This is a genomic window from Kurthia sibirica, assembly GCF_003143975.1.
GTDB classification, from domain to species: domain Bacteria; phylum Bacillota; class Bacilli; order Bacillales_A; family Planococcaceae; genus Kurthia; species Kurthia sibirica.
In genome coordinates, this window is sequence record NZ_QFVR01000005.1 from 173,101 (window position 1) to 197,102 (window position 24,002).

Below are 24,002 nucleotides of genomic sequence, written 5' to 3' on the forward strand. Positions count from 1 at the left end.
TATTTAGGTTCTATTATATATGTTGGGGTATCGAAACAATTCATGTTTTAGACAATTAGAAATAGCGAAAGCTTTCCGCCGACAAGTATCGCACTTTTTATTTTCACCGTAGGTGAAAATAAAGGATTGCTTACTACTTGTTTTTCGGCAGGAGTCTTCGCTATTTCTTTTAATCACAAAAGTTGAAGAAATCGAGGGCAAGTATGTTCTTTTTATAGAAATACCGAAGCGTTCACCTATTTGTCCAGCTTGTCAGTCAATTACTTCGAAAGTACATGATGATCGCATACAAAAAATGAACCATTTAAAATGGTTTGAACGACTTACGTTTTTGTATTATAAGCGTCGACGCTATGTCTGTTCTTGTGGAAAACGTTTTTCAGAAAAAACTTCTTTTATTGAACGTGATCAACGCTTTTCAAAAGAATGGCATCAAGCGATTCAAATGCTATGTGTTAAATCACCTACATTTAAATCAGTTGCTGAGAAAATGGGGACATCTAGTTCAACTGTTATTCGTCGTTTTGATCAAGTCGCAGAACAACAATTAGTGTCAGGTGTCACACTACCAAAAGCAATCGTAATTGATGCATATAAAGGACATACAGATGCAGGTAAATTCCAACTAATCATTGCCAATGCAGAAACACATGAACCGATTGATATCTTGCCAAATCGTCGAAAAGATACGATAAAACAGTACTTACAAAGGTTCGGTGATCAAGTAGAAATCGGTGTAAATGAAAAGGTGAATGAAATTGAAAATCCAATTTTATTCACCCCAACATTCGACACAGAACCCTTATTTAATCATGTCTTTGCTCCCTTACCCTTATCTTTTTCTCGAACAGTCGAATAAGCTCTTTTACAGTACTTGATGTATCATTTTCCGTCACAAAAAGCATTGACCCTTTGGTATTCTAGTACTATAATAAAAGTGTAAGTACGATATAAATAACTACTTTTTATCGGGTCTGTAGCGCAATTGGCTAGCGCACCTGACTCTTAATCAGGGGGTTGTGGGTTCGATCCCCACCAGACCCATACTTAAACACCACTGTTCACAATGACATGGGTGTTTTTTTGTTGTACATCAACTATTGAGGCCGCATGATTTGGCTCTTTCAAATTACATCATTTTTCTATATGCTCGTTTTGGACGAATAAAATAGATCGTCCTCTCTATATAGCATGCTTTCTTCTCTTACAAAAGGTGTCGAGTAAAGATGGCATGATTGACAAATACACTAAATAGTATGAAGTGGTTGTTTTATATTCATATAACTTATAATCAATGACTGAAATAGGGGCCGCTACAAATAAAACAGCAAATTCGCGACCGCAGTCGTTTATTTGCTGTTTTTGATGATTTAAGCCGTTGTTTTATTGACAAAAAAACGTTGGACTATTTGTTTTGCCGCCGTACCGTTTTCCTTACTGCAATACGCTTCGTAAAAAGCAGCATACTTTTCTTTATATCGATTTGTGACATCTTCTATGTTTACTAAAGCCTCGATAATGTCATCATTACTAAGTAATAAAGGTCCCGGTGCTTGTTTTTCAAAATCGATGTAAAACCCTCGTAAATTCTCTCGATAATGTTCTAAATCATAGGTGAAAAACAATAACGGTTTTTTCGTATGTGCAAAGTCAAACATAACAGATGAATAATCTGTCATACAAATATCCGCTGCTAAATATAAATGTTGAATATCTGGATATTTCGACACATTAATGGCGAAATCCCGATATTCTTTTGGAATGACTAACTTATTTGCAATAATCAGATGCGCACGAATTAAAATTATATAACCATCACCTAAAGCAGCATACAGCTGATCTAAATCTAATTTTAAAGAAATTTCATGTTTACGCTTATCATTCACATCATCATCACGAAACGTTGGAGCATACAAGACGATTTTTTTTGTTTTATCAATTCTATATTTTTCTTTTACTTCTGTGATAATTGCTTGTTGCTTCGCTAGGTCTGCATAAAATATATCATTGCGTGGATAGCCCACTTCTAAAATTTCTTTCTTGAATAAAAAAGCTGATTTGAATGCACTTGAAGCATATGGACTTGGTGATACTAAATAATCCCATTGTTTAACACTCTGATTGACACGTTTTAAATACCCTTCATCTTTACCGGCAAAATGTTGCACATCATTTTGCATTTTTTTAAGTGGTGTACCATGCCAAGTTTGAATATATTGTTGGTTTTTTTTCTTTTTTAAATAAGATGGAAAGTTTTGATTATTAATCCAATATGAAGATTTTGCCAAGTAATAAAAATATTCTGGGCTTAAACGTTTAATAATCTTTGTTTGGGAATTATTTAAAATTGTTTTACCATTATGCACCCACACATATTCATAATCTGCATTTTGCGCAATTAATTCATCATAGATTGCTTTTGGGCTATCCGCAATTTGTTTTCCGACATTACTTTCAAAAAGAATGAGTTTTGGGTTCTTTTTCATCGTTGCAGATGCTACTGTATAAAATTTCTTCATCAATGGAAAATAATATTTTGTTTTGCGTATTTTTTTTGTTGCAATCGTATAAAGTGTATTATTTTTTAACTGATCCAATTTAGGAATCGATGTCGGAATAGCCATAATTGCTTCGAAAATACGTTCATTTGATTGATCATCTCGTTGACTAATAAAACTATTTGCCAATTCTTTATAATGATCGGTCATTTCAAAATTACTACTATAACTCGACCAAACTTCGTCGACCACTTCATCTTCTAAACTGGAAATATAGCCTGGCAATGTTTTATCAATATCCAAATGAGATGGATATTTACCAAGGAAACGGCTACGATCAAACTGGTAATAAATAACGGGTTTATGAAGAAAACTAAAATCGAAAGCGACACTTGAATAATCTGTAATTAGTAGTGCACTTTCCTTTAGTAAATCTTGTACAATACGCTCTCCTTGTAAAATAATTGTAATTTCTTTTGGAATGGTAAAAAGATGTGTAAAACGTTGCATATTCGGATGCAAACAAAAGAGAATATCGACCCCCTGCTCCTTCAATGCCAATAAGCGTTCATTATTCAATAGGCTACTATAACGTTCATAATAGTCCGATTGTAAAAAAAGTTCTTCATTTGTTAACCAATCACGCCATGATGGAATAATGAGAATCTGTTTTTTAACTGGTATCTCACCATCAAATAAGCGTTTAAAACGTGGTAATCCGGTAACAGCGACCTCATAGGATTCATAGCCCATATCTTTCATAACAATTTCTTTTTCACGCTCTGAACTTGTTATAAATAAATCCGTATTAAAATCCTTTATTTTTTTACTGTAAAATTCTGTGATATTTTTTACACCTAACACTCCATGTTGTAAAAATATTTGTTTAGCATGTAAAATTTTTGTGAATTTTTTCGAACGATTCGGATATAAAAAATCCGGATGATGCGTTCCACAAATAAAATCTGCTTTTGCCATCAATTCAAAATGTTGAGCAGATTTATAATAGACAATATTGCCGCATGCGCTAACATTTTCTAACTCAGCAGAATCTTGACGTATTACATAATAAGCGTCAATTTCAGGGTGATGACTACGTAAATATTCAAAAAATCGTAGGCCATTATCCTGTGCTTTATAAGGTCTTTCACCTACGATCCATACAGGTTTCATATTATTTGATGATTTTCGTTTGCCCGCTTTGACTACCTTTTTATACGCTGAAAATTCTTCTAATGTGTATTTATTATAGAAAAAAGATAAATTTCTTCCTTTAACTGTCAAATAAGGGACTGCATTATGAATGTTTTCACCTTCTGTTAAATTGATCTCACCACGCATTAATTGTTCGACAATAATTCTTGGCATTCCACAACGAATACGTAATTCGTCATTTTTTCCCTGCTGTTTAATAATCCAAAATAAATCCCATACATCTTCATCATCACGTACATTTAGCATCATTTCTCGAATTTGTGCGATGGCATCGATTTTATAGATATAGTCAAATTTAATATGCATTTTTGATTTCATACGATTTACTAAATCGAATGGTACTGCGACAATTGTTTTATTGCCTGTATTTCTCGAATGTAACTCTAGTTCTAAGGAAGTCATTTCTAAGTTTCGTAGTGATAACTTCCCTTGTAATTTAAATTGTTTATCTGCAATTTTTATTTTCGTTAACTGACGATTCATATAATAGGCTTTGCGAGGAATACTTTGATTTTTCGCAAAGACAAATATGCCATTATTATTAAAATAAGGATAAATAGTATCGTCAGCTAACGAAAATGGTTGCAAACCTTCAACAAGTAAATGCATACGGTGCGGTTTAATTAAGCGCCTTCTTTTTTCATATAATTGATGATCTATCATGACATATATGTCCTCAAGCTCATCTTTCCTATCTTCTACTGGAAATAAATAAGTCAAATAAACAAAAATAGTGGCTTGACTATTATGCGTAAACCACTCCATTAAATGCACACTTGTAATACATGCTTCCTGATTAATAATTGGTACCGTTACTTCATGATGATTACTTTTCAATAAAATTGTTTCATATATTGCTTCATTCATATTGTTTATGTATATTTTAAAATTACTATTTTGTTGCTTTAAGTGAAAATTATATTGAGTATCCATAGACTTCCATCCTTTAATATAATATGTTTTTAAGTATATTTATACTACCAATTAAATATAAGAAGATGATGAGAAAATAACTATATTTTAGATAAATCGCTATTTTAGCATCTTTTGATATAGTATAATTCATTTTTTTAGGGTCATTTAACCTACTAATTAAAAAGACATTGTTTTTTATTTTCCAAACGACTGCAACTTTTGCTCATCTCTAATTTTGTTGTCATTTTTTCATTAGATTCTTTTCAAAACCAAGTAAGGTAATTCTTTATGTAGTGTTATATGGTACTTGTTTGAGTACATTTTAAATGATACAACTACTTGTAGTAAATGGGCATATTCTGACTGCCATTTTACATCAATCTCCGTCATTTTTGCACCTCCTTCTACTAATATTCCCAATTTTTAGATAATTAATCATGAAAATGCTATAATTAGGTAAATATATTTTATGAGGTGAAAAGAATGTCCATTCATGTTAATCAACTAATTGAACAATTACTAATTTCTTTAGATCAAACACAAATTACACATAGTGAAACAGAATTATTGAACCATAGTAAAGACGAATCCTATCATGCGGGTAAAAATCCAACAGTCATCGTCTATCCACGTAGCAAAGAAGATGTCGTTCATATAATGGCTGTATCCTCTAAAATGAATATTCCGGTCATACCTTATGGGCGTGGTTCTAGTCTAGAAGGCCATATTATCCCAATCGGAGACGCTATTACAATCGACTTTGCCGAGATGAATAAAATTATTGACATTAGAGCGGAAGACTTACTTGTAACCGTTCAGCCGGGTATTGGTCGCATTGATTTAAATAATGAATTAAGAAAACATGGCTTATTTTTTAGTGTTGACCCAGGTGCTGATGCTTCTATTGGTGGCATGGTGGCAACAAACGCAAGTGGCACGACATCAGTGAAGTATGGTACGATGCGTGATCAAGTACGTGATTTGGAAGTTGTTTTAGCGAACGGTTCTGTTATTCATACAGGTAACCTCGCCGCTAAATCATCTTCTGGTTACCACCTTAATGGTCTTTTCGTAGGTTCTGAAGGTACGCTAGGAACCTTTACTGAAATCACTTTGCGTGTTTTTGGTATTCCTGAGTTTCAAGTAGCAGCACGCGTGAACTTTGAAACGGTAGATTCCGCTATAGATGCTGTAACGACTATTCGTCAAGCTGGCATCCCTATTGCGCGTGTTGAACTTGTTGATGCGGGTTCTATTGAGCATTTAAATGCCTATAGTAAAACAAATTTCCCGATGAAAACAACACTCTTTTTAGAGTTTCATGGTAATGAAGCTGGCTTAGCACAAGATTTAGAGTTTACGAAAGAAATTATGGAAGATCATGGCTGCAGTAATTTTGTTGTCGAATCAGATACGAAGGCACGTAATATTATTTGGGAGGCACGCCATAATTTAGCGTACGCCTTTATTCATAGTTATCGCGATAAAAAAATGATGACAACCGATGTTTGCGTACCAATATCATCATTAGCAACGGCTATTCATTTTGCGCGTGACAATATGGACAAGAAAAATATTGTTGGTGGTATTATCGGTCATGTCGGAGATGGGAACTTCCATGTATCGATGATGGTCAATATGGATCATACACAAGACGTGAAAAATGCTGTGGAATTTAATGCTGACCTCGTTGAATTTGGACTATCGCTCGGTGGTACTTGTACTGGCGAACATGGCGTAGGTATTGGCAAATTGAAGTATCAAAAACTTGAACATGGTCCTGCCTATGAAGTGATGCAAGTAATAAAAAAATCGTTAGATCCGCAGAACCTTTTAAATCCAGGTAAACTTATTTTAGTTGATTCATAAGATGCACCCTATAGTTCCCTATTTACTACTCCGAGGAATGTATTAGGCTAGATGACTGCATCCTTTCTCTCATCTTGAATGAAAGCTCATGCAGTTTGAACAAAATATAAATTTCTTGCCAAATAAATTCACACCATCCACTTGCATGTGAAGAAAATAAAAATTCTTTACTTCCTATTTTTCTTCACAGACATTTTGGGTGTAGAACCGATTAAAACCACGAATGATACTTGCCATTCATGGTTTTTTTGTTTACTTTTTTACTAATAAACTGTACTATAATCTTATGACCTTATTATAGTATAAATAATATAAACACCATCATATGTAGTGCGGACTGTTTCAATTATTGTATTAATATATGAAAGGTGTATTTCTCCACCTTTTATTGTAAGCGTTTTAGACTGATTATGTTTGTAGAGGGGGCTTTTTTTAGTGGAATGTCAGATTGAAGCTTCAACAAATGCCAAAGTTATTCATAAAATTATGATAAAGGCTTATGCAGAATACGCCCATGACGCTGCACCATCAAGCGCTTTAAGTGAGACTGTTACAACAGTACGTGAAGCATTACTAAATGGTCAACAAGCAATCGTCGGAAGTATCGCAGGCCAACCAATCGCTATGGTTCGTTTTTCAATTGATGACAGCGGTTTACATTTTTTTCGAATGGCTGTTTTACCGACAATGCAAGGACTTGGCATAGCTAAACAACTCATTAATGAATTGGAAAGAATCGCAAAAGCAGCGCATGTCGATACCATTAATTGCCGTGTACGCGTTAGTGTACTACGCAATTTACAATTGTATCAATCAAAGGGCTATTCTATTTTTGATCAAGAGACAATTACGACAGAAGAAGGTGTCGCTATTGACATCGTATCGATGAAAAAAATCATCGCCTAACTTTTAACGCAACAGAAAAAATCCCGTATGATTTTTCGAAATCATACGGGATTATTCATTTCAATCCATATCCGCTTCGAAAAACACTTTCCGCGCGTTTAGCCGAGGAAAACCTTCGTCCGAAACGATTAAATAGAAAAGGTGGGGGGATGTGAAAAATTCAAATCACCCCACTAGTTGACGTAGAACTATTTTGCACAGAATTCGTAAATAGTTATTCATTAGTCATTTATAAATGTAATCAAAAACCGTTCTTCTGTGAGAATATCTGGAATAGGTAATTCGGATAATAATACAGTAGCCATCCCCAAAGAATCTTCTGCTTCTTCACCTGTCCAACAATAATAAATTTGCGCATAATCGCCTACTTGTAAATTGAGTCGTAAAAATTGAATAATCGCATATAACGTTTGTCTTGCCTCACTGTAATCTACTGGTGTTTCAATCTTGGATTGTGGGTTTAGATCATCCAAACTTCTTTCTAATTCAATTTCAACGATGTACATTGTCGTAAGATGATGTTGCAAGACAGCTGCAGAACTTTCTTGAGTCGAATACCTTTCTGTAATTTTCACAGAAGATTCGTTATGAAATCGTACATTTTCTATTGGATAATTAAGACCTAGATACGCGACAAATGACATTGTTTTGCACCCCTCTCATTTATAAATAAAACGACCTATCCTTTTGAAAAAAAAGAATTATTTCCCTATTTTATCATTATAAATGAAATAAAAGAATAACGATACTATTAACTGATTATTTCGATTATATCTTATTAATAACCTTTAAAAACTCATTTGCGGATTACTTTAAGTCTTAAATGGGTATTTAACTGTATTGACAAAACGAGGTGTTGTTATGAAGTCCTTTAAACTTGCTTCTAGTGTATATTTTATCACGTTCATCCTTGCGATGACTTTACCGACATCTTCCAATTACTCAACATTACTTTGGAAATGCTTGATTGCTCAAATTTATGCTATTCCAGCTTTTTTAATTACACTATTATTGTATATCGTCCTTAGGTCGGATGACACTATTGAAGAACGATAGGAGTGAAATACATGTTTGATTTAGATTTTAAGAAAACGAGTAAATCGAATAATCATTTTGTTAAAATAGCTTTGTCACTATTATTTATTGCTATGATTCTCTCTTGGATTGGCGCAGCAAAAAGCCAATCTATTACCCAAATTGTAGTGACTGCCTATCTTTTTAGTATGATTGTATTAATGTATGCTAATAATACAATTGAAACAGTCGTTGAGCGTGCATTTTCTTTGAAACGTAGTTATTCTTATTTTCGATTTGAAGTGTTAACCGCCTTAATTTTAGCCATTACTTTAGCTGTGTCTGGACTGTATATGCTTTTTTTAGTTTTACCTCAACAAGTAACTACAAATTCTTCAAATGAATTGTTGGCATATAGTATAGTAACTGCAGTAATTGTTGCAGTAGCCATGTCCTTTGCTTTTATTAAGCAGCAACAAACACGCATAAACAAAATTTTAAAATCGTTTTATAGCATGATTCCACCCTTTATAGCAGCAGCTGTAGCCATCTATTCTACTACACATAACTCCCCTACTCTCGAACGGCTCGCTACATTGCTAATCATTCTTTTCATATTGAGAAATTGTTGGCTCATTATGAAAAGAAGCTGTCATTTCTTAATGGAGGGTACACCACAAAAACTAGACCTTATACAATTGACGAGCGATTTGCAAGCTTTTGATCATGTGTTGCGTGTTCAAGGTATTTCGGCTTGGTCGATTTCCACAAATTTATTTGGGATTAAGTGTCAAATTGTCATCAATAATATTGAACGGAGTCAGTTCATTGTAGATGAAATTACTGACTTTATAATCAACCATTATAATGTTGAACATATTAGTTTTGAAATTATCAACTCGACATCTGAAGGGAAAATTTAACGTAATAAAAACGGGCTATGTCACATATTGTGGTGGTATGATTTGTTTCTTTCAAATCACGCCACTTTTTCTATTCATTCGTTTCGTATGCATGCACCCTTATTTTTTTTAACAAAAAAATAGCCACCCGTCTAAAGCCACATCCATTGCATTTGAATAGCCTAAACGAAAGCGAGTTAACGTCTCTATCTGCGTATTTTTCAGTGTCTGAATCATTAGTAGCATAACATCATAAAAAGCGTATTCGATTGAAAAAACCAATCAAACACGCTTTTTTGTTTTAACGTAGTTTTAAATATAAGCCAATTAATGAGTAGATGATGACAGTTGAAAATAATACTGTCATATGAATAAGCGAATAGACGAATAATAGAGTTGCCCATTTTTTAGGGTCTTTTTTATGATAACCATAGACGTTCATAAATAACCACGCGATACTTAATAATAGCGCTACAAGCATCAATCCGTAGCTGAGTGTGCCTAATAATAAACAACTTGCTGATAACAGTACTAAGTAAATATTTGTCGTGATATATGTTCTTCTCATGCCTTTTGCCACTGGCAACATAGGTACACTTGCTGCCTTATAATCATCCATTTTGCGAATAGCTATAGCATAAAAGTGAGGCATTTGCCAAATTAATGTAATGACGAATAAACCTAAAATCGCAGGGTGTAAAATATTCGGTTCAATGGCTGCCCAACCGATGAGCGGTGGCATTGCTCCCGATAAACTGCCCACTTCCGTATTATAGACTGTGCGGCGTTTTGTCCACATCGTATAGGGTACGACATATAAAAAGAGGCCTGCAAAACCTAGTAATGCCGCTAGTGGTGTTGCAAGATAAAGTGCACCTACCCCTACGATTGCTAAAACAATTGCTAAGATTAATGTTGCTTTAACAGAGATGGCACCTGTCACAGTGGGACGTTTTTTCGTACGCTCCATTAAAATATCAATATCGCGATCATAAACATTATTAAAAGCACCAGCAGATGCAATAACAGCTGCACTACCAATGATGGCACCTAAAATATTGACCCACATATCAAGCGGATTCAAAGCATATTTATATAATGCTAATGTAAGTCCAGCGATCATTGGAATTAAATTTGATTTGATAATCCCTGTTTTTACAGTTTGCGCTAGAACTTGAGACAAGCTTGCATTTGTTGGCATTTCGCTTAATTGCTCATGCTTCACATTTTCTTCTGTTTGCATATGATGATGTATCATTCCTTTACATAGCTAACGACAGCTATAAATTAATAGTAAATCCTATATATACACTATATTTTCAGTACTCATATCATATCATACTTCGTTTTCTCATTGTTTTATTATGCTTCAATATTGAGCATAAAATCATTATTTTATTATATAAATACATAATAGTTCCGAAATTATTCACAAATTATTGATGGTTTTTTTATCTTTATACCAATGTTTATACCTAGGATTTAAAAAAAAGAGATATTTACTTATATTCATCCCCTTTTCAACTCGAACAAAGACGAAAAAGAAAATAATTTTAATATTTTATACGTAAAAAAGATGAATTTAGTTGTGCACACTGCCATAATCATAGAAATCAAACGAATCAACGTATTTTTTTATACGCTATCTAAAAAATATGTAATCACCTTATTTAATTAGAAAATCACTGATGCTTATACCACTAAGGTTATATTATATGTTTTGTGATCTGACAGTTGAAAGTATATCTCTTTGCAAAATGCTTATTTTTCCTTATAATGAAGTCTTGTGAATCGAAAGGGGTTTTATGTAATGAATTACGCATTTATTGGCCTAGGAAATATGTCGCAAGCAATCATAGCAGGTATGATTACTTCGGGGAAATTCCAGCCACAACAAATATATGGTTTTAATCGTACGTATAGTAAAACAGCCATTCTACAAGACAAATTACAGATCAAAGGTTGCAAGTCGCTAGAAGAAGCAGTATCTGCCGCAGATGTTATTATTTTAGGTGTCCAACCGCAACAACTTGAACAACTTTATCCATCATTACGTGAATTAGTAACAACGCAACAACTTATTGTCTCCATCGCTGCCGGAAAATCTATTCATACGATAAGTTCTGCACTGCAGCATCCATTAGTTGCTCGCGTTATGCCCAATATAAATTCAATCGTTGGGTCATCTACTACAGGCTTTGCAGCGGCCGACTCATTCACAACACAGCAATATGCGATTATTGAAGAAATCTTCAATTCCATCGGTTCTACTATTATGATTCCGGAGTCTCAATTCGACATATTTTCAGCAATCGCAGGTGCTTCTCCAGCATTTACTTATTTGTATATTGATTCCCTAGCGCGTGCAGCTGTCCGAGAAGGAATGGAAAAAAAACTCGCTCTTCAAATAGCAGCCGACTCTGTACTGGGCAGTGCGAAAATGGTCTTACAATCAGCTGAACATCCTTGGGAGCTTGTCGATCAAGTTTGTTCACCTGGTGGTACGACAATTCAAGGTGTATCTTCACTACAAAATAACCATTTTGCAAGTACCATTTATGAGGCCGTTAGTGCAGTTATCGAAAAAGATCGTATTTTACAGTAAAGAATAGACCTATGCCGACTCAAATACATATATATTTGAGTCGTTTTTTAAAAATTTTATACTTGAATACGTTTTTTCGCTAAATTTCGTTGACATTTTAGCGTTTACGCGTTAAGTTAAGTATACTAAATGAAAACGTTTACACTACTACGATTGGAGAGATGGTTATGATCATGGAAAAAGTACGTTCATCAAAAATTGATGCGATTGGTTTTGATCGAAGTGCAATGATTTTAAAAATTGAATTTTTCCGCGATGGCGTCTTTGAATACTATGGCGTTCCTGAAAGAATCGTCGATGAATTCTTAGCCTCCGACTCTCTTGGTATTTATTTCAAACGCTTTATTAAAGATAAATACCGTTACGTTCGTTTAGGGTAATACACAAATAAAGGTCATGATTTATGTTTGGATTGCATAAATCATGACCTATTTGTATGCAGTTTTATTGTTGCTCATTTTATCATCTTCCTACTTTCGGATACGTTAATTTTGCAAACCGGATATCATCTGCACTATGCCTTTTAAACAAAATTGTAATTCGTTCGCGTTGTGCGGTCTCGGAATGACAATAAGCATTGAGTATAGTTTGGTATTCTTTTCGGTATTGCAAATAATCTGGCTCTACGCGAAACGCTTCATCATAATGTTTAATGGCTGCTTGTTCCATGCCTTTACTCTGAAGTAAAAGACCGCATAAATAATGAATATTATTTTTTTCTTCCAAAGATAGATCCATCGAGTATAACGCCTGTTGATAGGCATCAATCGCTTGTGTTTTCATTGAAATGATATCAAGTACAAGTCCTTTTCTAAGCACTTCCTCATAGCTGAGCGGCATTTTTTTATACAGTTTCAACAATTTGATCACCGTAACGGTTATTGCCAATAATAGGACGACTGGGATCATCGCAATTCCTCCATTCATTCGTTGGATAAATAGTTTGTAGCTGCGATTAATAAATCTTTCCAACTGTCAAATTGTGTGTTTCTATTAATAAACTCATTTAGTTCACTCTCTGAAAATTCCCCTTCTATTAGCTTTTCGTCTACATCAAAAGGTAAACTCTTAAACAAGACTTCAGCAGAATCAAACGGTGTGTGACGGCTTAAAAAATCATCAGATAACAAGTCATTCACACCGTATTTACCTTTAGTAATGATTTGTACTTGGCTTAAAAAATCAGTTAAATTCACAATTACCCCTCCTTTATATATCCATTATATCGGAAGTACCTCATTTACTCAATGCAAATATTGTAAATAATTTGTAAATTCAGTCTTTTTAAATAACAAAAAAACCTACATGACTGAACCATGTAGGTTTTTTTGTTATTTTGCCTTGCTATATTTTACTGCTTTTATAGTACTTGTGTAAAGACCTTTATTTTTCACAGTAATATAAAGTGTTGAACCCGCTTCATTTAATTTCTTTGTATTTACTGTCATTGTTGATGCTGTCGCTTTTTTAGAAGTAATTAATTTTTTCTTTTTCGCATCGCTATATAATTTGACCTGTGCACCTTTTTGTAAACCTTTGACGGTAATTGTATCTTTACTTTTTCCTTTTTTATTCGTTACTTGTACGCTTGGTGCTGCTGTTTTTACATATGCTTTCATCGAATAGTTAACACGATCATCACCTGTAGTAAACATAGCATCACCCGTGACTTTTACATAATAAACACCTTTTTTAACAGTTGTTTCAGCATGATAGTTTTTGCCAGTACGCTTCACTGTTTTGGCCATTTTTTTCTTTTTACTATCATAGAAATTATACGTCATATCTGCTCGTTTAGTCGTTGTTGATTTGACTACTAACTTACCTGATTCAGGTACAATAACTTTAAAATAATCTTTTTCATCAATCATATTTAACGAGGCTGCATACACTTTACTACGTTTGATCGCAGTTGCTATTGACATTGTGTCATTTGATTCCAATTCCACTAGTTTATTTGAAGAAGTCATTGTTAAGCTATAATCACGATTCTTTTTCCCAGTAGAGTCAGAAGCAACAAGCACATAGTAATGACCCTTTTTAAGACCCATTTGTACATTGTTGATTTCTAGCATACCGTCTGACATTGTATCATTGATTAAGTAATCAACTACTTTAACTTTTGACATTAAATCCATAAATTTATCGGTCTCTTTTGATGTTAATTCACCTAAAGGTTTATTTAAAATATCATCCATTGCATTTTCATTAATATTTGTAAAAATAGATAATGATAAGCCTTTTTTCTTGGCATCTTTAATCGCAATTTTCACTGCGCCATCCTTTGTCACATCAAATTTAAAGATATCCATACCTTCTTTATCCAATGAACGTGTGATTGTTGTTGTACCTGCTGTTTTTAACGTATGTGTTTTCACCGCTGCTTGTGCTGGTGACGCAATCGCTACTGTGCTAACTAATAATGTTGCTGATAGTAATATTTTTGTAAATACTGATGTTTTTTTGTTCATAAATCCTCCAAATAATGTTTTTTTACTATTATACCCATAGTAAAAGAACTTATACAACCTCATTTTGGTCTTTATTTCCTCTATTTTTAGATTATTTCAAACTAATTAGTCGTAATATTCTTTTTTTTCCAAAACAATTGTTGTTTTAAAATTCATTTACACTTAAACTTTGAGTATAACAATAGTAATACAAAGGGGATTTCAAGATGACAAAAACAAAAATTGGTATTGTAGGTTACGGTAATTTGGGTCGCGGTGTGGAGGGAGCAATCGCTCAAAATGATGATTTAGAATTGGTCGCTGTTTTCACTCGCAGAAGTCCAGAAAAATTACAAACTGCTTCAAACGCTGTGGTTCATCATGTCGATGATGTTGAAAATTTCATCGGTAAAATTGATGTAATGATTATATGCGGTGGTTCTGCAACTGATTTACCTGAACAAGTACCCTATTTTGCACAGTGGTTCAATACAATTGATAGCTATGATACGCATGCCAAAATACCCGCTTTTTATGAAACGGTCGATCAAGTAGCGCAACAAGCAAATACGACTTCCATTGTCTCAGTAGGTTGGGATCCTGGTCTTTTCTCATTAAATCGTGTATTAGGAGAGGCTGTGTTACCGCAAGGGGATACCTATACATTTTGGGGCGATGGGTTAAGTCAGGGGCATTCAGATGCAATCAGACGTATTTCTGGCGTGAAAAAGGCAGTACAATACACATTGCCCGTCCCTGCTGCTGTTAATCGCGTTCGTAATGGTGAATCACCTGAACTATCAACTCGTGAAAAACATACGCGTGTTTGCTATATCGTAACAGATGATCATGCCTCACAATCTGTCATTACAGAAGCCATCATAACGATGCCTAACTACTTTGCAGATTACGACACGACAGTGAACTATATTACAGAAGAAGAGTTTGAAGAAAACCATACCGGCATGCCTCATGGTGGTTTCGTAATTCGTAGCGGTCAATCCGTGGAAGGCCACAAACAAATTATGGAGTTTTCTTTAAAACTTGAAAGTAATCCATACTTTACATCAAGCGTTCTTGTAGCCTATGCACGTGCCGCCCATCGTCTTGCACAAAAGGGACAATTTGGTGCACTCTCTGTATTTGATGTACCCTTTAGCGCTATTTCACCTAAAACACCTCAACAGTTGCGCGCTGAGCTTCTTTAAATTTGAAAGGTTGTGTATGGATGGCTTCGGTCGTACAACAAGAAGATCGTTTTATATACGGCGTACGCGATTGCTTACCGACATTACTAGGTTATATTAGCATCGGAATCGCTTTTGGTGTCGTTGGTGTCGCTTCCCATTTATCACTAGTGGAAATAACATTATTATCTGTTCTCATATATGGTGGTGCTTCACAATTTATTTTTTGTGGTTTGTATTTGGTTGGCACTCCTGCTTCGATTATTATTATTACAACATTCATTGTTAATTTACGGCACTTGCTTATGTCACTAACCTTGGCCCCAAGCTTCACTAACAATAGCTTATTACGCAATATTGGTTTCGGTACATTACTGACAGATGAAACATTTGGAGTAGCGGTTGCTAAACGCGCTCAAACGACCGTTCTTGGCGCAAAATGGATGGATGGCTTAAATATTACAGCTTACTTGGCGTGGATTGCTGCTTCTGTACTGGGTACCGTCATTGGTAAGTGGATCCCTAGTCCAGAAACATGGGGTCTAGATTTTGCTTTAACAGCGATGTTTGTTGCATTGCTAGTCTTAACTTTAAGCGCTGCAAAGCATGCCATGCTACAACATTATTTGCTACTAATTGGTTACATGATGATGATTATGTATATACTTAGTTACTTCTTACCTTCACATATTGCCGTATTAGTCGCGACAATGCTAGTTGCAACAATTGGGGTGGTGACAGAGAAAAAATGATGTCAGCAACCATGTTTTTACTCATTGTAGCTTGTGCACTGGTCACGTGGTTACCAAGAATTCTGCCATTTGTTTTTGTACGGAGCATTACGTTACCGACAGTCGTCATGCGCTGGTTATCCTATATACCCATTTGTATATTAAGCGCACTGGTGTTGTCCAATCTTTTTCACAATAATGGCCGCTTTGTCACATTACATTGGGATTTATTTTTCGCATTTATTCCAACGGTTATCGTCGCTCTTTGGACAAAAAGCTTGTCTATTACAGTTATGGTTGGCATCATAGCCATGGCCTGTGTTCGCTATTTTGCTACTGCTTTTTAAACAGACAGATTTCTTTTATGCAACCATTGGCAGGCAGGTGAAGCCTTTGCAACATAATTATTAACTTTACCATATATAAAAAAGTGAGAAACGGCTTAGCTAAACTGCGCCTACTTCTCACTTTTTATATGGATATATTTAATAATATAATATTTTCCAACTAATTTCTTTTATAAAATCGGTGAAAATAATCGACAAATTGATTCTTTTACATGCTGCCAAATTGATTTATTTTCTTCCATTTCCATCGTATATTCAACAGCCATTAAACAATCATGATGAAAATCCTTTTCTACATGTTTGACAGATGGACTTCCTTCATATAAAAAGACCATCAATTCATGATTTAATTGAAAACTTCTTATATCAAAATTTGCCGTACCAATAGCCGCCCGTTCACCATCGATCATAATAATTTTATTATGAATAAATGATTCATTATCATAATTAAAAACGCGTGCTCCTGCTTTTAACAACGATTTCCTATACGAATTAGAGGCATGGAAAGATAATGGTGAATCTCCCTTACCTGGCATGAGTATGCGTACATCGATTCCTGATAAAGCTGCTCTTCTCACAACGGATAATGCTTCCTCATCCGGCACAAAATAGGGTGAGGAAATATAAACATGTTCCTGTGATGATTCAATTAAATCTAAAATACCATCTCGAATAATTTTTTCTGTATCATACGGTCCACCCCAAATTACTTGCGCAATCTCATCACCTTCAATAGCTTTGGGTGAGAAGTATTTTACACGCCCAGCTTTAGAAATAAATGGCTCTGAGCTATTTTCACGATCCAATACATACACCCAATCACTGATGAATGATGTTTGTAGCTCTAATACAGCAGGACCTGTCATTCTTAAATGTGTGTCGCGCCATTTTTTAAAATCAGCTGTCTTCGAAATATATTCATTTCCGACATTTAAACCACCCGTAAATCCAATATCTCCATCAATAATAACTATTTTACGATGATTTCTTAAATTCGCTGTTCTGACAATCCACGGTGATAATACAGGATCAAAGGCCCTCACCTCACCACCAGCATCTATTAACGGTTGTAAAAATGAAGTAGGTAACTTACTGGATCCCCAACCATCGTAAAGAAACCTCACTTCCACACCGGCTTTTGCGCGTTCGACCAATAAATCCAATAACTCACTGCCAAGTTCATCTGATTTATAAATATAATATTGTATATGAATATGTTTTTGAGCTGCTCTTACATCCTCAAAAATTTGTTTAAAAGTGGCATCGCCATTTGTCAAAATATTAATTTTATTGTTTTCAAAAGCTAACATTTTCGATAATTTCTCAATTCTTAATGCTACTTTTGGCTTTTCTTTTCTATGGCTTTTTTCATAGATATACTGTTGTGCAATTGTTGCTTGTAAAATTTTTTCCACTTCTTTTATTTGATGTTTAGAAAAGATTCTTGAACGTGGATTTCGCCCAAAAAATAAATACATAATTGTTCCAATTACTGGTATTACTGCGACAACAACAATCCAAGCAATTTTATTTGGTGTTTCTCGATTATCAATAAATAACAATCGAATACAAATCAGCACACCAATGGTTTGCATAATCAAACCAAAAATCACTGTATATGTAGAATCTAGTTTATAAAGTAAAAAACTAACAACTAATAGGGCTACGATAATAAAAAAAGTCTGAAAAAACTTCACCATACAATCCTCTCCTCATTTCTATTTTTTACTTGATTTGTTGCCAAATAAAAAAAGACATACAAACATGCATGGGATGCCCAAAATCAACTTCGTATACATTTGAAAAAAATGGACATCATCCCCCGCCACACGATCCGTCAAGAGATGATGCTATCTTAAAATACTAGTAACTGTTGACTAATAGAGAGACATAGCTACTACGCACGCTTTGTTTCGGTTTCAAAGCTAGTCAATTGTTCAAGTTGACTTGCTGCCCGTATAAAGATCTGTTCAAATCTTAATTGATCCGATAAAGCGCTTGTAATGTGCTTTGTATACAATGCTATCTCATCTAAAAACAAACGATTTTCCCAAAGATCATGGCGTTTATACAATAAAAAATAAGTTGTTGAATGATTTTGAAAAATAGATAATGTTTTTAGGTTACCCATTTTTTCTAACAACCAAATATTTAGCTGATTTGCTAAACAAGTTGCAATTTTACACTTTCGAACCTCATCGTTTCCAACACTTTTCTGCAATTGGTGAAAAATTTTATGCTTACGAATTGCATCAAAAATAAGGAAATCACCTGTGTAGTACATCGTTTTTTCCATAGACTCCATAACCTCTTTTGATACAGGTTGCATCATTAACCACAGGTTGAAGCTATTATGTACGACATCTTCTACCTCAAGCAACCCTTGCTCGAAACGATGACATTCACATGTATAATTCATCAATTGAGAAAATTCTTCAAATTGATTGCCATCAATAAAAAATAATGACGCATCTTTAGTTAATGTATATTTCACTTTATTCACCTCATCAGATAGTTGATTCTCTTATAAGTACAATATCCCCAATGTAGTTACAGTGTATTATACATACCTACTACTTTATATCCAATTTATAACTTTATTAAACATTATTTTCTGAAAATAATCATCTTTCTTGAAATAAGTCGTTCATTTCATAATAATTTATCACAAATCGTACAATATTACGATTATTTCAAGAAATTTTCACTCGCTTATTCGGATTAAAGCGTATGAAACTAAATATAAATGATCTTTACTATTTCTATAATCGTCATTCAAAGTATGTAAAAATACCTATTTTTATCTATAGAAGACAAAAAAACCCACTAACTAGACCTATTATCCTAGGCTAATTAGTAGGGGTTCTTATAATCGGTGCCAATCGTTAATAAACTGGCTTAATACGGCTTGTATTTTTTTTGACCCATTATTGAATTTTGTGACAAAATAAAATGATTTCATGAAATTTAGAATCAATGTACGGGCGTGTAAAAATAATTCACTATAGCCTTCAATTGCTTGAATCGTATTGAGTTTATCAAATATTTGTTCTACCCACTCAATAACCAGCTCTTCTTTTAAATTGTACGTAAGTAGTTTTTGCACGAGATCAATCATTACCTCTTCTTCATTATCAATAAATACTGTGTTTTTCCAGAAATTAGCGGATACAGCACCTAAAATCAGCGGACAATCTTTTTCTGAAAAAGTTGAATGTTCCATAAGTACTTTTATCAAATTAGAGCTATTGACAATCGAATACGCTAAACCCTGCTCCGTATATGAACGTAAATCTCGTTCTCTCTCTAGTAATGAAACAGCTTGGACAAGTACCGTTGTATATACAGCGTTTTCGAGCATATTCACATTATCCTTCAAAAGTATTCGTACCCACTCCGCTGCTAATGAGCGTGTAAATACAGCGGTTGAAGAAATTGTATTCAGTTTAAAAATAAGTAATTCTTGCTCAATAATCGTGCGTATTAAGTAATGCTGTTGTTCACTAGTTAGTGCATTGCACTCTTGAGCCTTTATCAGCAATCTTAAATTAATATAATCTCGAACCTCCGGGGATTCAACCCCAATATGTTCGATCATTTGATCTAAAAAATCTTCTTGCGCTTCGGCAAAAAAAGCTTGTAATGCCGGGACGTCTTGCTGCAATAAATTACTTGCTACTTCACTATATGTCATCATAAACCCCATTCTAATATGTATTCTACTCTATCATACAGAACGATTGTAATTATGACTATAAATCAGCTTGTACCAATTTGGTATTATGATGTGTTTCATAATAATAACAACTAGCAGATAGTTGTTGAAAATTCTCTTGATAAACAACTCGAGGATTTTCTTTTTTAATAAAATTCAAATAGCGTTTCGTTGCTTCGTAATATGCTTCAAAAAAAACATGTAAATCAATTGAAATATTTTGTTGATTTGACTCCGAAATGGTTAGAATATTTTTAGTTTTTGAGAGCGTATATGGACTGTTTTTGCCGAATTTTTTGATTACAGAAGTCATGTTTTTCTCTTCCATAGAAAATTCTATCAAAGCATCCCAAATAAGTTGTAAAAATTTCCCTTGAAAATCAGATGCCAAAATACTACAATTATTCTCTTGATTAATTACTTCAACATGTTGAAAGAAAAAATCATCGTAATACGCCGTTTTTAAATGTTCAAACTCTGTTGACATAAATTCCAAATTCACAACTATCACCTTTTTCTATTACAAACTTTTTTTACTTACATCATGTATCTTTTTTTGTCATTACTAATGTTATTTCAATTAGGTCATAAATTAAAGTGTATGAGACTATTTGGACAAAGCATACTTTTCAATAGCTTTTGCTACGCCATCTTTATCATTAGATACAGTGATTGCTTGCGCAATTTCTTTTAAAGATGCTATGGCATTTTCCATTGCGACAGGAAAACCGACTGCTTCAAATAATTTCAAATCATTGGCACTATCACCTAAACACATAACGTCTTCCATCGAAATTTGATAGTGATCACATAGTTTTTGAACACCAAAAGCTTTTGTTACACCTCTATAATTAATTTCAATATTTGTGGTAGACGAACTTGTAATTTCAATAGAATCTATACCTTGAATCCTATCATTGAACGCTGCTAATTTTTCTTCATCCATTGTTTGTACACCAAACTTCAGACAGTACTGACGCTCTTCACTCGTCAATATGCGATTTGTAAATAAGGCGTCACGCGTAAAACCCCAGAAATCAATAGCATATTCATTCACTAAATCATGTAATAAATCAACATCTTCTTTTTTTAAGTATGTTTTGATACCTTCTGATTGTGCAGTTATATAAATATCGGCACCATTAGCTGCAATAATGGGCTGCTGTAGATTCAAGTCCTCGCTATAAGATTGAATATTAGCCATACCTCGACCAGTTGCAAGAACTACCATTATTCCTGCATCAACCGCTTTTTGTAATGTTTTTTTCGTTTTTACAGAAATTTTATGATTTGAATGTAATAATGTACCGTCCATATCAATTGCAATTAATTTAATAGCCACTCGTAACAATCTCCTTTAAGAACATATTTTCTATCACTAGAGTAGCATATTTTCTCTTATTTGTACTTTATTTTCAAATTAATAGTTTTTTCATTATTTTTTATCTTTTCATTCATCATCCATTACTCAGTCACTTACTTTTCGATTGACCTGTATAACATAGAGTACGCCTTTGAATGCGACACGCTTTTTCATTTTCACGCAATTTATATTTGTATGCTATGTTAGAAATATAATTTTAAAATAAAAATTTTACTGAAAACAGGTGTTACTTACCGGTTGCACTCTTTTACTTGCCGGTTGCACTCTTTTACTTGCCGCTTGTACTCTTTTACTTGCCGGTTGTACTCTTTTACTTACCGGTTGTACTCTTTTACTTACCAGTTGTACTCTTTTACTTGCTGGTTGGCATATTCTCAGAATCTAATAAAAAGCAGCCCTGAATAGGGCTGCTTTTAGTTTGGTTATATTTTTTTAGAGTGAGCAAAATTCATTGGAAAATGGTCATATGTACCATACACTTCAAATGAATAACCTTGCGATTTAAAAAATTGTATAATGCGCGGTAATGTGTCTACAGTCACTGCTTTTTCATGCATTAAAACAACTTCAGTATTTTGAGTAGTTTCAGATTTTATTGTTGATAGGATACTCTCTGGTGTGGCGTTTCTTGCCCAATCCATTGAGTCAATATTCCAATCCCAAACTTTTAATTTTGCAGAAACTACCTCATTTAGTAATTCTTTATTTTGTAAGCCTGGCGCTGAGCCATATGGTGCTCTTACTAACCGATGATCTTTGGATGTGATTGATTTGATTAATTGAATGGTTTCGTTCATCTCAGCAACAAAATTCTTTTGCACATAAAGAGAATTATAGTTATGTGTCATGCTGTGTGCACCGATATAATGACCTTCTTGAGAAGCTTGTTTTACCGCTTTAGTAAATTTTTTATTTTTCAAATTCACACCTTGCATGAAAAATGTTGCTTGAATATTATGCTGCGCTAAAATCTCTGTTAATTTTGCAGTATATTCACTTGGCCCATCATCGAAAGTTAAATAGACAATCTTTTCGTTTTTTGGCAATGGATTTTTGTGTGTCGCCTGACGCTGATAGTGTTGCTTATCATTGCGTGGTGCAACAATTTTACTTGGTTCTTTTACTACTGGTGCTACTTCGGTTGACTCCGTTAATACCGCTTGTTGTTGCTCGACCTTAAATCCAATAATTCCTCCGACGATAATGGCTAATACAATTAGCCCTGTTGTAATTACTTTCCATGATGTTTTCACACTATTCAAATCCCCTATCTAAAAATCATTTCCAATTTTAATTTACAATTGGTTTTCTTAACTAGTAGACGTTACAATTGCCATAAAAAGTTTGAACTATTAAAAGTTTAACATATTATTTCCATATAAAATAGTAATATTCTATCGAAAAAGCTAGTAATCATTGAAATATGCTATTTAAAGGCTTTTTTAACGCAATTTATCTAGTTAAAAAATCCAATAAAAAAGTGTGCCCATCAACGGATAGGCACACTTTTTTTCATTTTGATACTATATTTATTAATTCATCATAATTTCCAATTATATAAGTTGCTTGAATACCTGAATTATTTTCAATCTGGTGAGGATTATACCAACAGCTATCAATGGTTGCATTAATAGCACCTTGAATATCTGATGTCAACGAATCACCAATCATTAATGCAAATTCTTTTTCAATTTCTGGTGAATTATTAAAGACAAAATCATAAAAGGCAAGGAATGGTTTTTGTGAACCTGTTTGTTCCGAAATATATACTTTTTCGAAATACCTGTCTAAAGATGAACCACTTAAGCGAGACAATTGTGTTCTTTCAACACCATTCGTCAAAGCATATAGTTTAAAACCTTGCTGACGTAATTTTTCTAAACATTTAATGGCTCCATCTATTAATTGATAGCCCTGCCCTAGAAATAATTGATAATCAACTGTCATCTTTGAACCATCAAGTGACAGTTTTAGCTGTGCGACTGTTTTACTAAAACGTGTTGCCAAAATTTCGTCCTTTTGAACAAGTCCTTTTTCATAATCTGACCAAAGCTTATTATTAATCAGGTGATAGGTTTTTTTAAATTGCTCTGCGTACTCCACAACATCATATTCTTGTAAAACACGGTTCAATGCTGCGGTTTCTGCAGCTTGATAATCAAATAAAGTTTCATCTAAATCAAAAAGCAAATATTTATATAGCACTATAATTCAACTCCTAATGCGTATCAGTATACATGAAATTTGTGTTGCAGCAAATAGAG

General features: G+C 33.9%; 24 protein-coding genes and 1 tRNA gene. 11 read left to right on the forward strand and 14 right to left on the reverse strand.

All coding sequences use genetic code 11. From position 1 onward, the window contains the following. Nucleotides 1-112: 112 nt before the first annotated feature. The gene (locus DEX24_RS05825) at nt 113-859 is read left to right on the forward strand and encodes a helix-turn-helix domain-containing protein (RefSeq protein ID WP_109305468.1); all 747 of its coding nucleotides are present in this window, start codon (nt 113-115) and stop codon (nt 857-859) included. 111 nt (nt 860-970) lie between these two features. Next, a tRNA-Lys gene (locus tag DEX24_RS05830) sits at nt 971-1,044 on the forward strand. 326 nt (nt 1,045-1,370) lie between these two features. Here the strand turns inward: DEX24_RS05830 and DEX24_RS05835 are convergent. Then, a complete protein-coding gene (locus tag DEX24_RS05835; protein WP_109305469.1) occupies nt 1,371-4,646 on the reverse strand; it encodes a CDP-glycerol glycerophosphotransferase family protein in 3,276 nt (1,091 codons plus the stop codon). A gap of 234 nt (nt 4,647-4,880) precedes the next feature. Next, nucleotides 4,881-5,018 (reverse strand): hypothetical protein, encoded by a 138-nt coding sequence (locus DEX24_RS17140; RefSeq protein WP_170112860.1) that lies wholly within the window; start codon nt 5,016-5,018, stop codon nt 4,881-4,883. Between the two features lie 93 nt (nt 5,019-5,111). Between DEX24_RS17140 and DEX24_RS05840 the strand changes: the two genes are divergently transcribed. After that, nucleotides 5,112-6,497, forward strand: a complete 1,386-nt coding sequence (locus DEX24_RS05840) for an FAD-binding oxidoreductase (protein WP_109305470.1) — start codon at nt 5,112-5,114, stop codon at nt 6,495-6,497. Between the two features lie 435 nt (nt 6,498-6,932). Beyond that, on the forward strand, nt 6,933-7,403 hold the full coding sequence (locus tag DEX24_RS05845; protein ID WP_109305471.1) for a GNAT family N-acetyltransferase: 471 nt from the start codon (nt 6,933-6,935) through the stop codon (nt 7,401-7,403). 221 nt (nt 7,404-7,624) lie between these two features. Here DEX24_RS05845 and DEX24_RS05850 read toward each other — a convergent pair whose 3' ends face one another. Next, nucleotides 7,625-8,047: a hypothetical protein gene (locus DEX24_RS05850; protein ID WP_109305472.1), complete on the reverse strand. Its 423-nt coding sequence runs from the start codon at nt 8,045-8,047 to the stop codon at nt 7,625-7,627. Nucleotides 8,048-8,264: 217 nt separating this feature from the next. On the opposite strand from DEX24_RS05850, the gene DEX24_RS05855 reads away from it, so the two are divergent. Together DEX24_RS05855 and DEX24_RS05860 are read left to right on the forward strand one after the other, a co-directional pair. Then, nucleotides 8,265-8,459: a DUF4017 family protein gene (locus tag DEX24_RS05855; RefSeq protein ID WP_109305473.1), complete on the forward strand. Its 195-nt coding sequence runs from the start codon at nt 8,265-8,267 to the stop codon at nt 8,457-8,459. 11 nt (nt 8,460-8,470) lie between these two features. After that, nucleotides 8,471-9,340: a cation diffusion facilitator family transporter gene (locus DEX24_RS05860; protein WP_109305474.1), complete on the forward strand. Its 870-nt coding sequence runs from the start codon at nt 8,471-8,473 to the stop codon at nt 9,338-9,340. Between the two features lie 280 nt (nt 9,341-9,620). Here DEX24_RS05860 and cyoE read toward each other — a convergent pair whose 3' ends face one another. Further along, a complete protein-coding gene (gene cyoE, locus DEX24_RS05865) occupies nt 9,621-10,562 on the reverse strand; it encodes a heme o synthase (protein WP_109305475.1) in 942 nt (313 codons plus the stop codon). Nucleotides 10,563-11,129: 567 nt separating this feature from the next. Here cyoE and proC point away from each other — a divergent pair. Both proC and DEX24_RS05875 read left to right on the forward strand, forming a co-directional pair. Next, nucleotides 11,130-11,924, forward strand: coding sequence for a pyrroline-5-carboxylate reductase (proC, locus tag DEX24_RS05870; RefSeq protein WP_109305476.1), 795 nt, complete (start codon nt 11,130-11,132; stop codon nt 11,922-11,924). Between the two features lie 167 nt (nt 11,925-12,091). Further along, entirely contained in the window at nt 12,092-12,304 is a 213-nt protein-coding gene (locus DEX24_RS05875) for a KTSC domain-containing protein (protein ID WP_246131496.1), read from the forward strand. A gap of 82 nt (nt 12,305-12,386) precedes the next feature. Here the strand turns inward: DEX24_RS05875 and DEX24_RS05880 are convergent, their stop codons facing one another. The 3 genes from DEX24_RS05880 to DEX24_RS05890 form a co-directional block, all read right to left on the reverse strand. Then, a complete protein-coding gene (locus tag DEX24_RS05880; RefSeq protein ID WP_109305478.1) occupies nt 12,387-12,833 on the reverse strand; it encodes a hypothetical protein in 447 nt (148 codons plus the stop codon). A 14-nt stretch (nt 12,834-12,847) separates the two neighbouring features. Beyond that, the gene (locus DEX24_RS05885) at nt 12,848-13,120 is read right to left on the reverse strand and encodes a hypothetical protein (protein WP_109305479.1); all 273 of its coding nucleotides are present in this window, start codon (nt 13,118-13,120) and stop codon (nt 12,848-12,850) included. A 135-nt stretch (nt 13,121-13,255) separates the two neighbouring features. Beyond that, nucleotides 13,256-14,395 carry a hypothetical protein gene (locus tag DEX24_RS05890; RefSeq protein ID WP_109305480.1) on the reverse strand — a complete coding sequence of 380 codons (1,140 nt, stop codon included), beginning with the start codon at nt 14,393-14,395 and terminating at the stop codon, nt 13,256-13,258. Between the two features lie 206 nt (nt 14,396-14,601). Here DEX24_RS05890 and DEX24_RS05895 point away from each other — a divergent pair, with 206 nt between their 5' ends. Genes DEX24_RS05895 through DEX24_RS05905 form a run of 3 tightly spaced genes read left to right on the forward strand, consistent with a single transcriptional unit; the run spans nt 14,602 to nt 16,639 of the window. After that, nucleotides 14,602-15,582, forward strand: a complete 981-nt coding sequence (locus tag DEX24_RS05895; protein WP_109305481.1) for a diaminopimelate dehydrogenase — start codon at nt 14,602-14,604, stop codon at nt 15,580-15,582. Nucleotides 15,583-15,602: 20 nt separating this feature from the next. Then, nucleotides 15,603-16,313 carry an AzlC family ABC transporter permease gene (locus tag DEX24_RS05900; protein WP_109305482.1) on the forward strand — a complete coding sequence of 237 codons (711 nt, stop codon included), beginning with the start codon at nt 15,603-15,605 and terminating at the stop codon, nt 16,311-16,313. Continuing rightward, nucleotides 16,310-16,639 carry an AzlD domain-containing protein gene (locus DEX24_RS05905; protein WP_373863592.1) on the forward strand — a complete coding sequence of 110 codons (330 nt, stop codon included), beginning with the start codon at nt 16,310-16,312 and terminating at the stop codon, nt 16,637-16,639. Before DEX24_RS05900 ends, DEX24_RS05905 begins: the two co-directional genes overlap by 4 nt. A 170-nt stretch (nt 16,640-16,809) precedes the next feature. Here DEX24_RS05905 and cls read toward each other — a convergent pair whose 3' ends face one another. From cls to DEX24_RS05940, 7 genes are all read right to left on the reverse strand, one after another. Next, nucleotides 16,810-18,339: a cardiolipin synthase gene (gene cls / locus DEX24_RS05910; protein ID WP_109305483.1), complete on the reverse strand. Its 1,530-nt coding sequence runs from the start codon at nt 18,337-18,339 to the stop codon at nt 16,810-16,812. Between the two features lie 197 nt (nt 18,340-18,536). Then, nucleotides 18,537-19,133 (reverse strand): hypothetical protein, encoded by a 597-nt coding sequence (locus DEX24_RS05915; protein ID WP_109305484.1) that lies wholly within the window; start codon nt 19,131-19,133, stop codon nt 18,537-18,539. A gap of 372 nt (nt 19,134-19,505) precedes the next feature. Next, nucleotides 19,506-20,333: a DUF2785 domain-containing protein gene (locus tag DEX24_RS05920; protein ID WP_170112861.1), complete on the reverse strand. Its 828-nt coding sequence runs from the start codon at nt 20,331-20,333 to the stop codon at nt 19,506-19,508. 58 nt (nt 20,334-20,391) lie between these two features. Then, nucleotides 20,392-20,856: a hypothetical protein gene (locus DEX24_RS05925; protein WP_109305486.1), complete on the reverse strand. Its 465-nt coding sequence runs from the start codon at nt 20,854-20,856 to the stop codon at nt 20,392-20,394. Between the two features lie 105 nt (nt 20,857-20,961). Continuing rightward, the gene (locus DEX24_RS05930) at nt 20,962-21,696 is read right to left on the reverse strand and encodes a Cof-type HAD-IIB family hydrolase (RefSeq protein ID WP_109305487.1); all 735 of its coding nucleotides are present in this window, start codon (nt 21,694-21,696) and stop codon (nt 20,962-20,964) included. A gap of 464 nt (nt 21,697-22,160) precedes the next feature. Next, complete coding sequence (locus tag DEX24_RS05935) at nt 22,161-22,991, reverse strand: polysaccharide deacetylase family protein (protein WP_170112862.1); 831 nt, start codon at nt 22,989-22,991, stop codon at nt 22,161-22,163. Nucleotides 22,992-23,250: 259 nt separating this feature from the next. Next, the gene (locus DEX24_RS05940) at nt 23,251-23,943 is read right to left on the reverse strand and encodes a YjjG family noncanonical pyrimidine nucleotidase (protein WP_170112863.1); all 693 of its coding nucleotides are present in this window, start codon (nt 23,941-23,943) and stop codon (nt 23,251-23,253) included. Nucleotides 23,944-24,002: the final 59 nt, after the last annotated feature.

Bases quoted from the DNA above. Each gene is read 5' to 3' on its own strand.
- DEX24_RS05835 (WP_109305469.1), bottom strand. From the start codon at position 4,646: ATGGATACTCAATATAATTTTCACTTAAAGCAACAAAATAGTAATTTT.
- DEX24_RS17140 (WP_170112860.1), bottom strand. From the start codon at position 5,018: ATGACGGAGATTGATGTAAAATGGCAGTCAGAATATGCCCATTTACTA.
- DEX24_RS05840 (WP_109305470.1), top strand. From the start codon at position 5,112: ATGTCCATTCATGTTAATCAACTAATTGAACAATTACTAATTTCTTTA.
- DEX24_RS05850 (WP_109305472.1), bottom strand. From the start codon at position 8,047: ATGTCATTTGTCGCGTATCTAGGTCTTAATTATCCAATAGAAAATGTA.
- DEX24_RS05855 (WP_109305473.1), top strand. From the start codon at position 8,265: ATGAAGTCCTTTAAACTTGCTTCTAGTGTATATTTTATCACGTTCATC.
- DEX24_RS05860 (WP_109305474.1), top strand. From the start codon at position 8,471: ATGTTTGATTTAGATTTTAAGAAAACGAGTAAATCGAATAATCATTTT.
- cyoE (WP_109305475.1), bottom strand. From the start codon at position 10,562: ATGCAAACAGAAGAAAATGTGAAGCATGAGCAATTAAGCGAAATGCCA.
- proC (WP_109305476.1), top strand. From the start codon at position 11,130: ATGAATTACGCATTTATTGGCCTAGGAAATATGTCGCAAGCAATCATA.
- DEX24_RS05875 (WP_246131496.1), top strand. From the start codon at position 12,092: ATGATCATGGAAAAAGTACGTTCATCAAAAATTGATGCGATTGGTTTT.
- DEX24_RS05880 (WP_109305478.1), bottom strand. From the start codon at position 12,833: ATGATCCCAGTCGTCCTATTATTGGCAATAACCGTTACGGTGATCAAA.
- DEX24_RS05890 (WP_109305480.1), bottom strand. From the start codon at position 14,395: ATGAACAAAAAAACATCAGTATTTACAAAAATATTACTATCAGCAACA.
- DEX24_RS05895 (WP_109305481.1), top strand. From the start codon at position 14,602: ATGACAAAAACAAAAATTGGTATTGTAGGTTACGGTAATTTGGGTCGC.
- DEX24_RS05900 (WP_109305482.1), top strand. From the start codon at position 15,603: ATGGCTTCGGTCGTACAACAAGAAGATCGTTTTATATACGGCGTACGC.
- DEX24_RS05905 (WP_373863592.1), top strand. From the start codon at position 16,310: ATGATGTCAGCAACCATGTTTTTACTCATTGTAGCTTGTGCACTGGTC.
- cls (WP_109305483.1), bottom strand. From the start codon at position 18,339: ATGGTGAAGTTTTTTCAGACTTTTTTTATTATCGTAGCCCTATTAGTT.
- DEX24_RS05920 (WP_170112861.1), bottom strand. From the start codon at position 20,333: ATGACATATAGTGAAGTAGCAAGTAATTTATTGCAGCAAGACGTCCCG.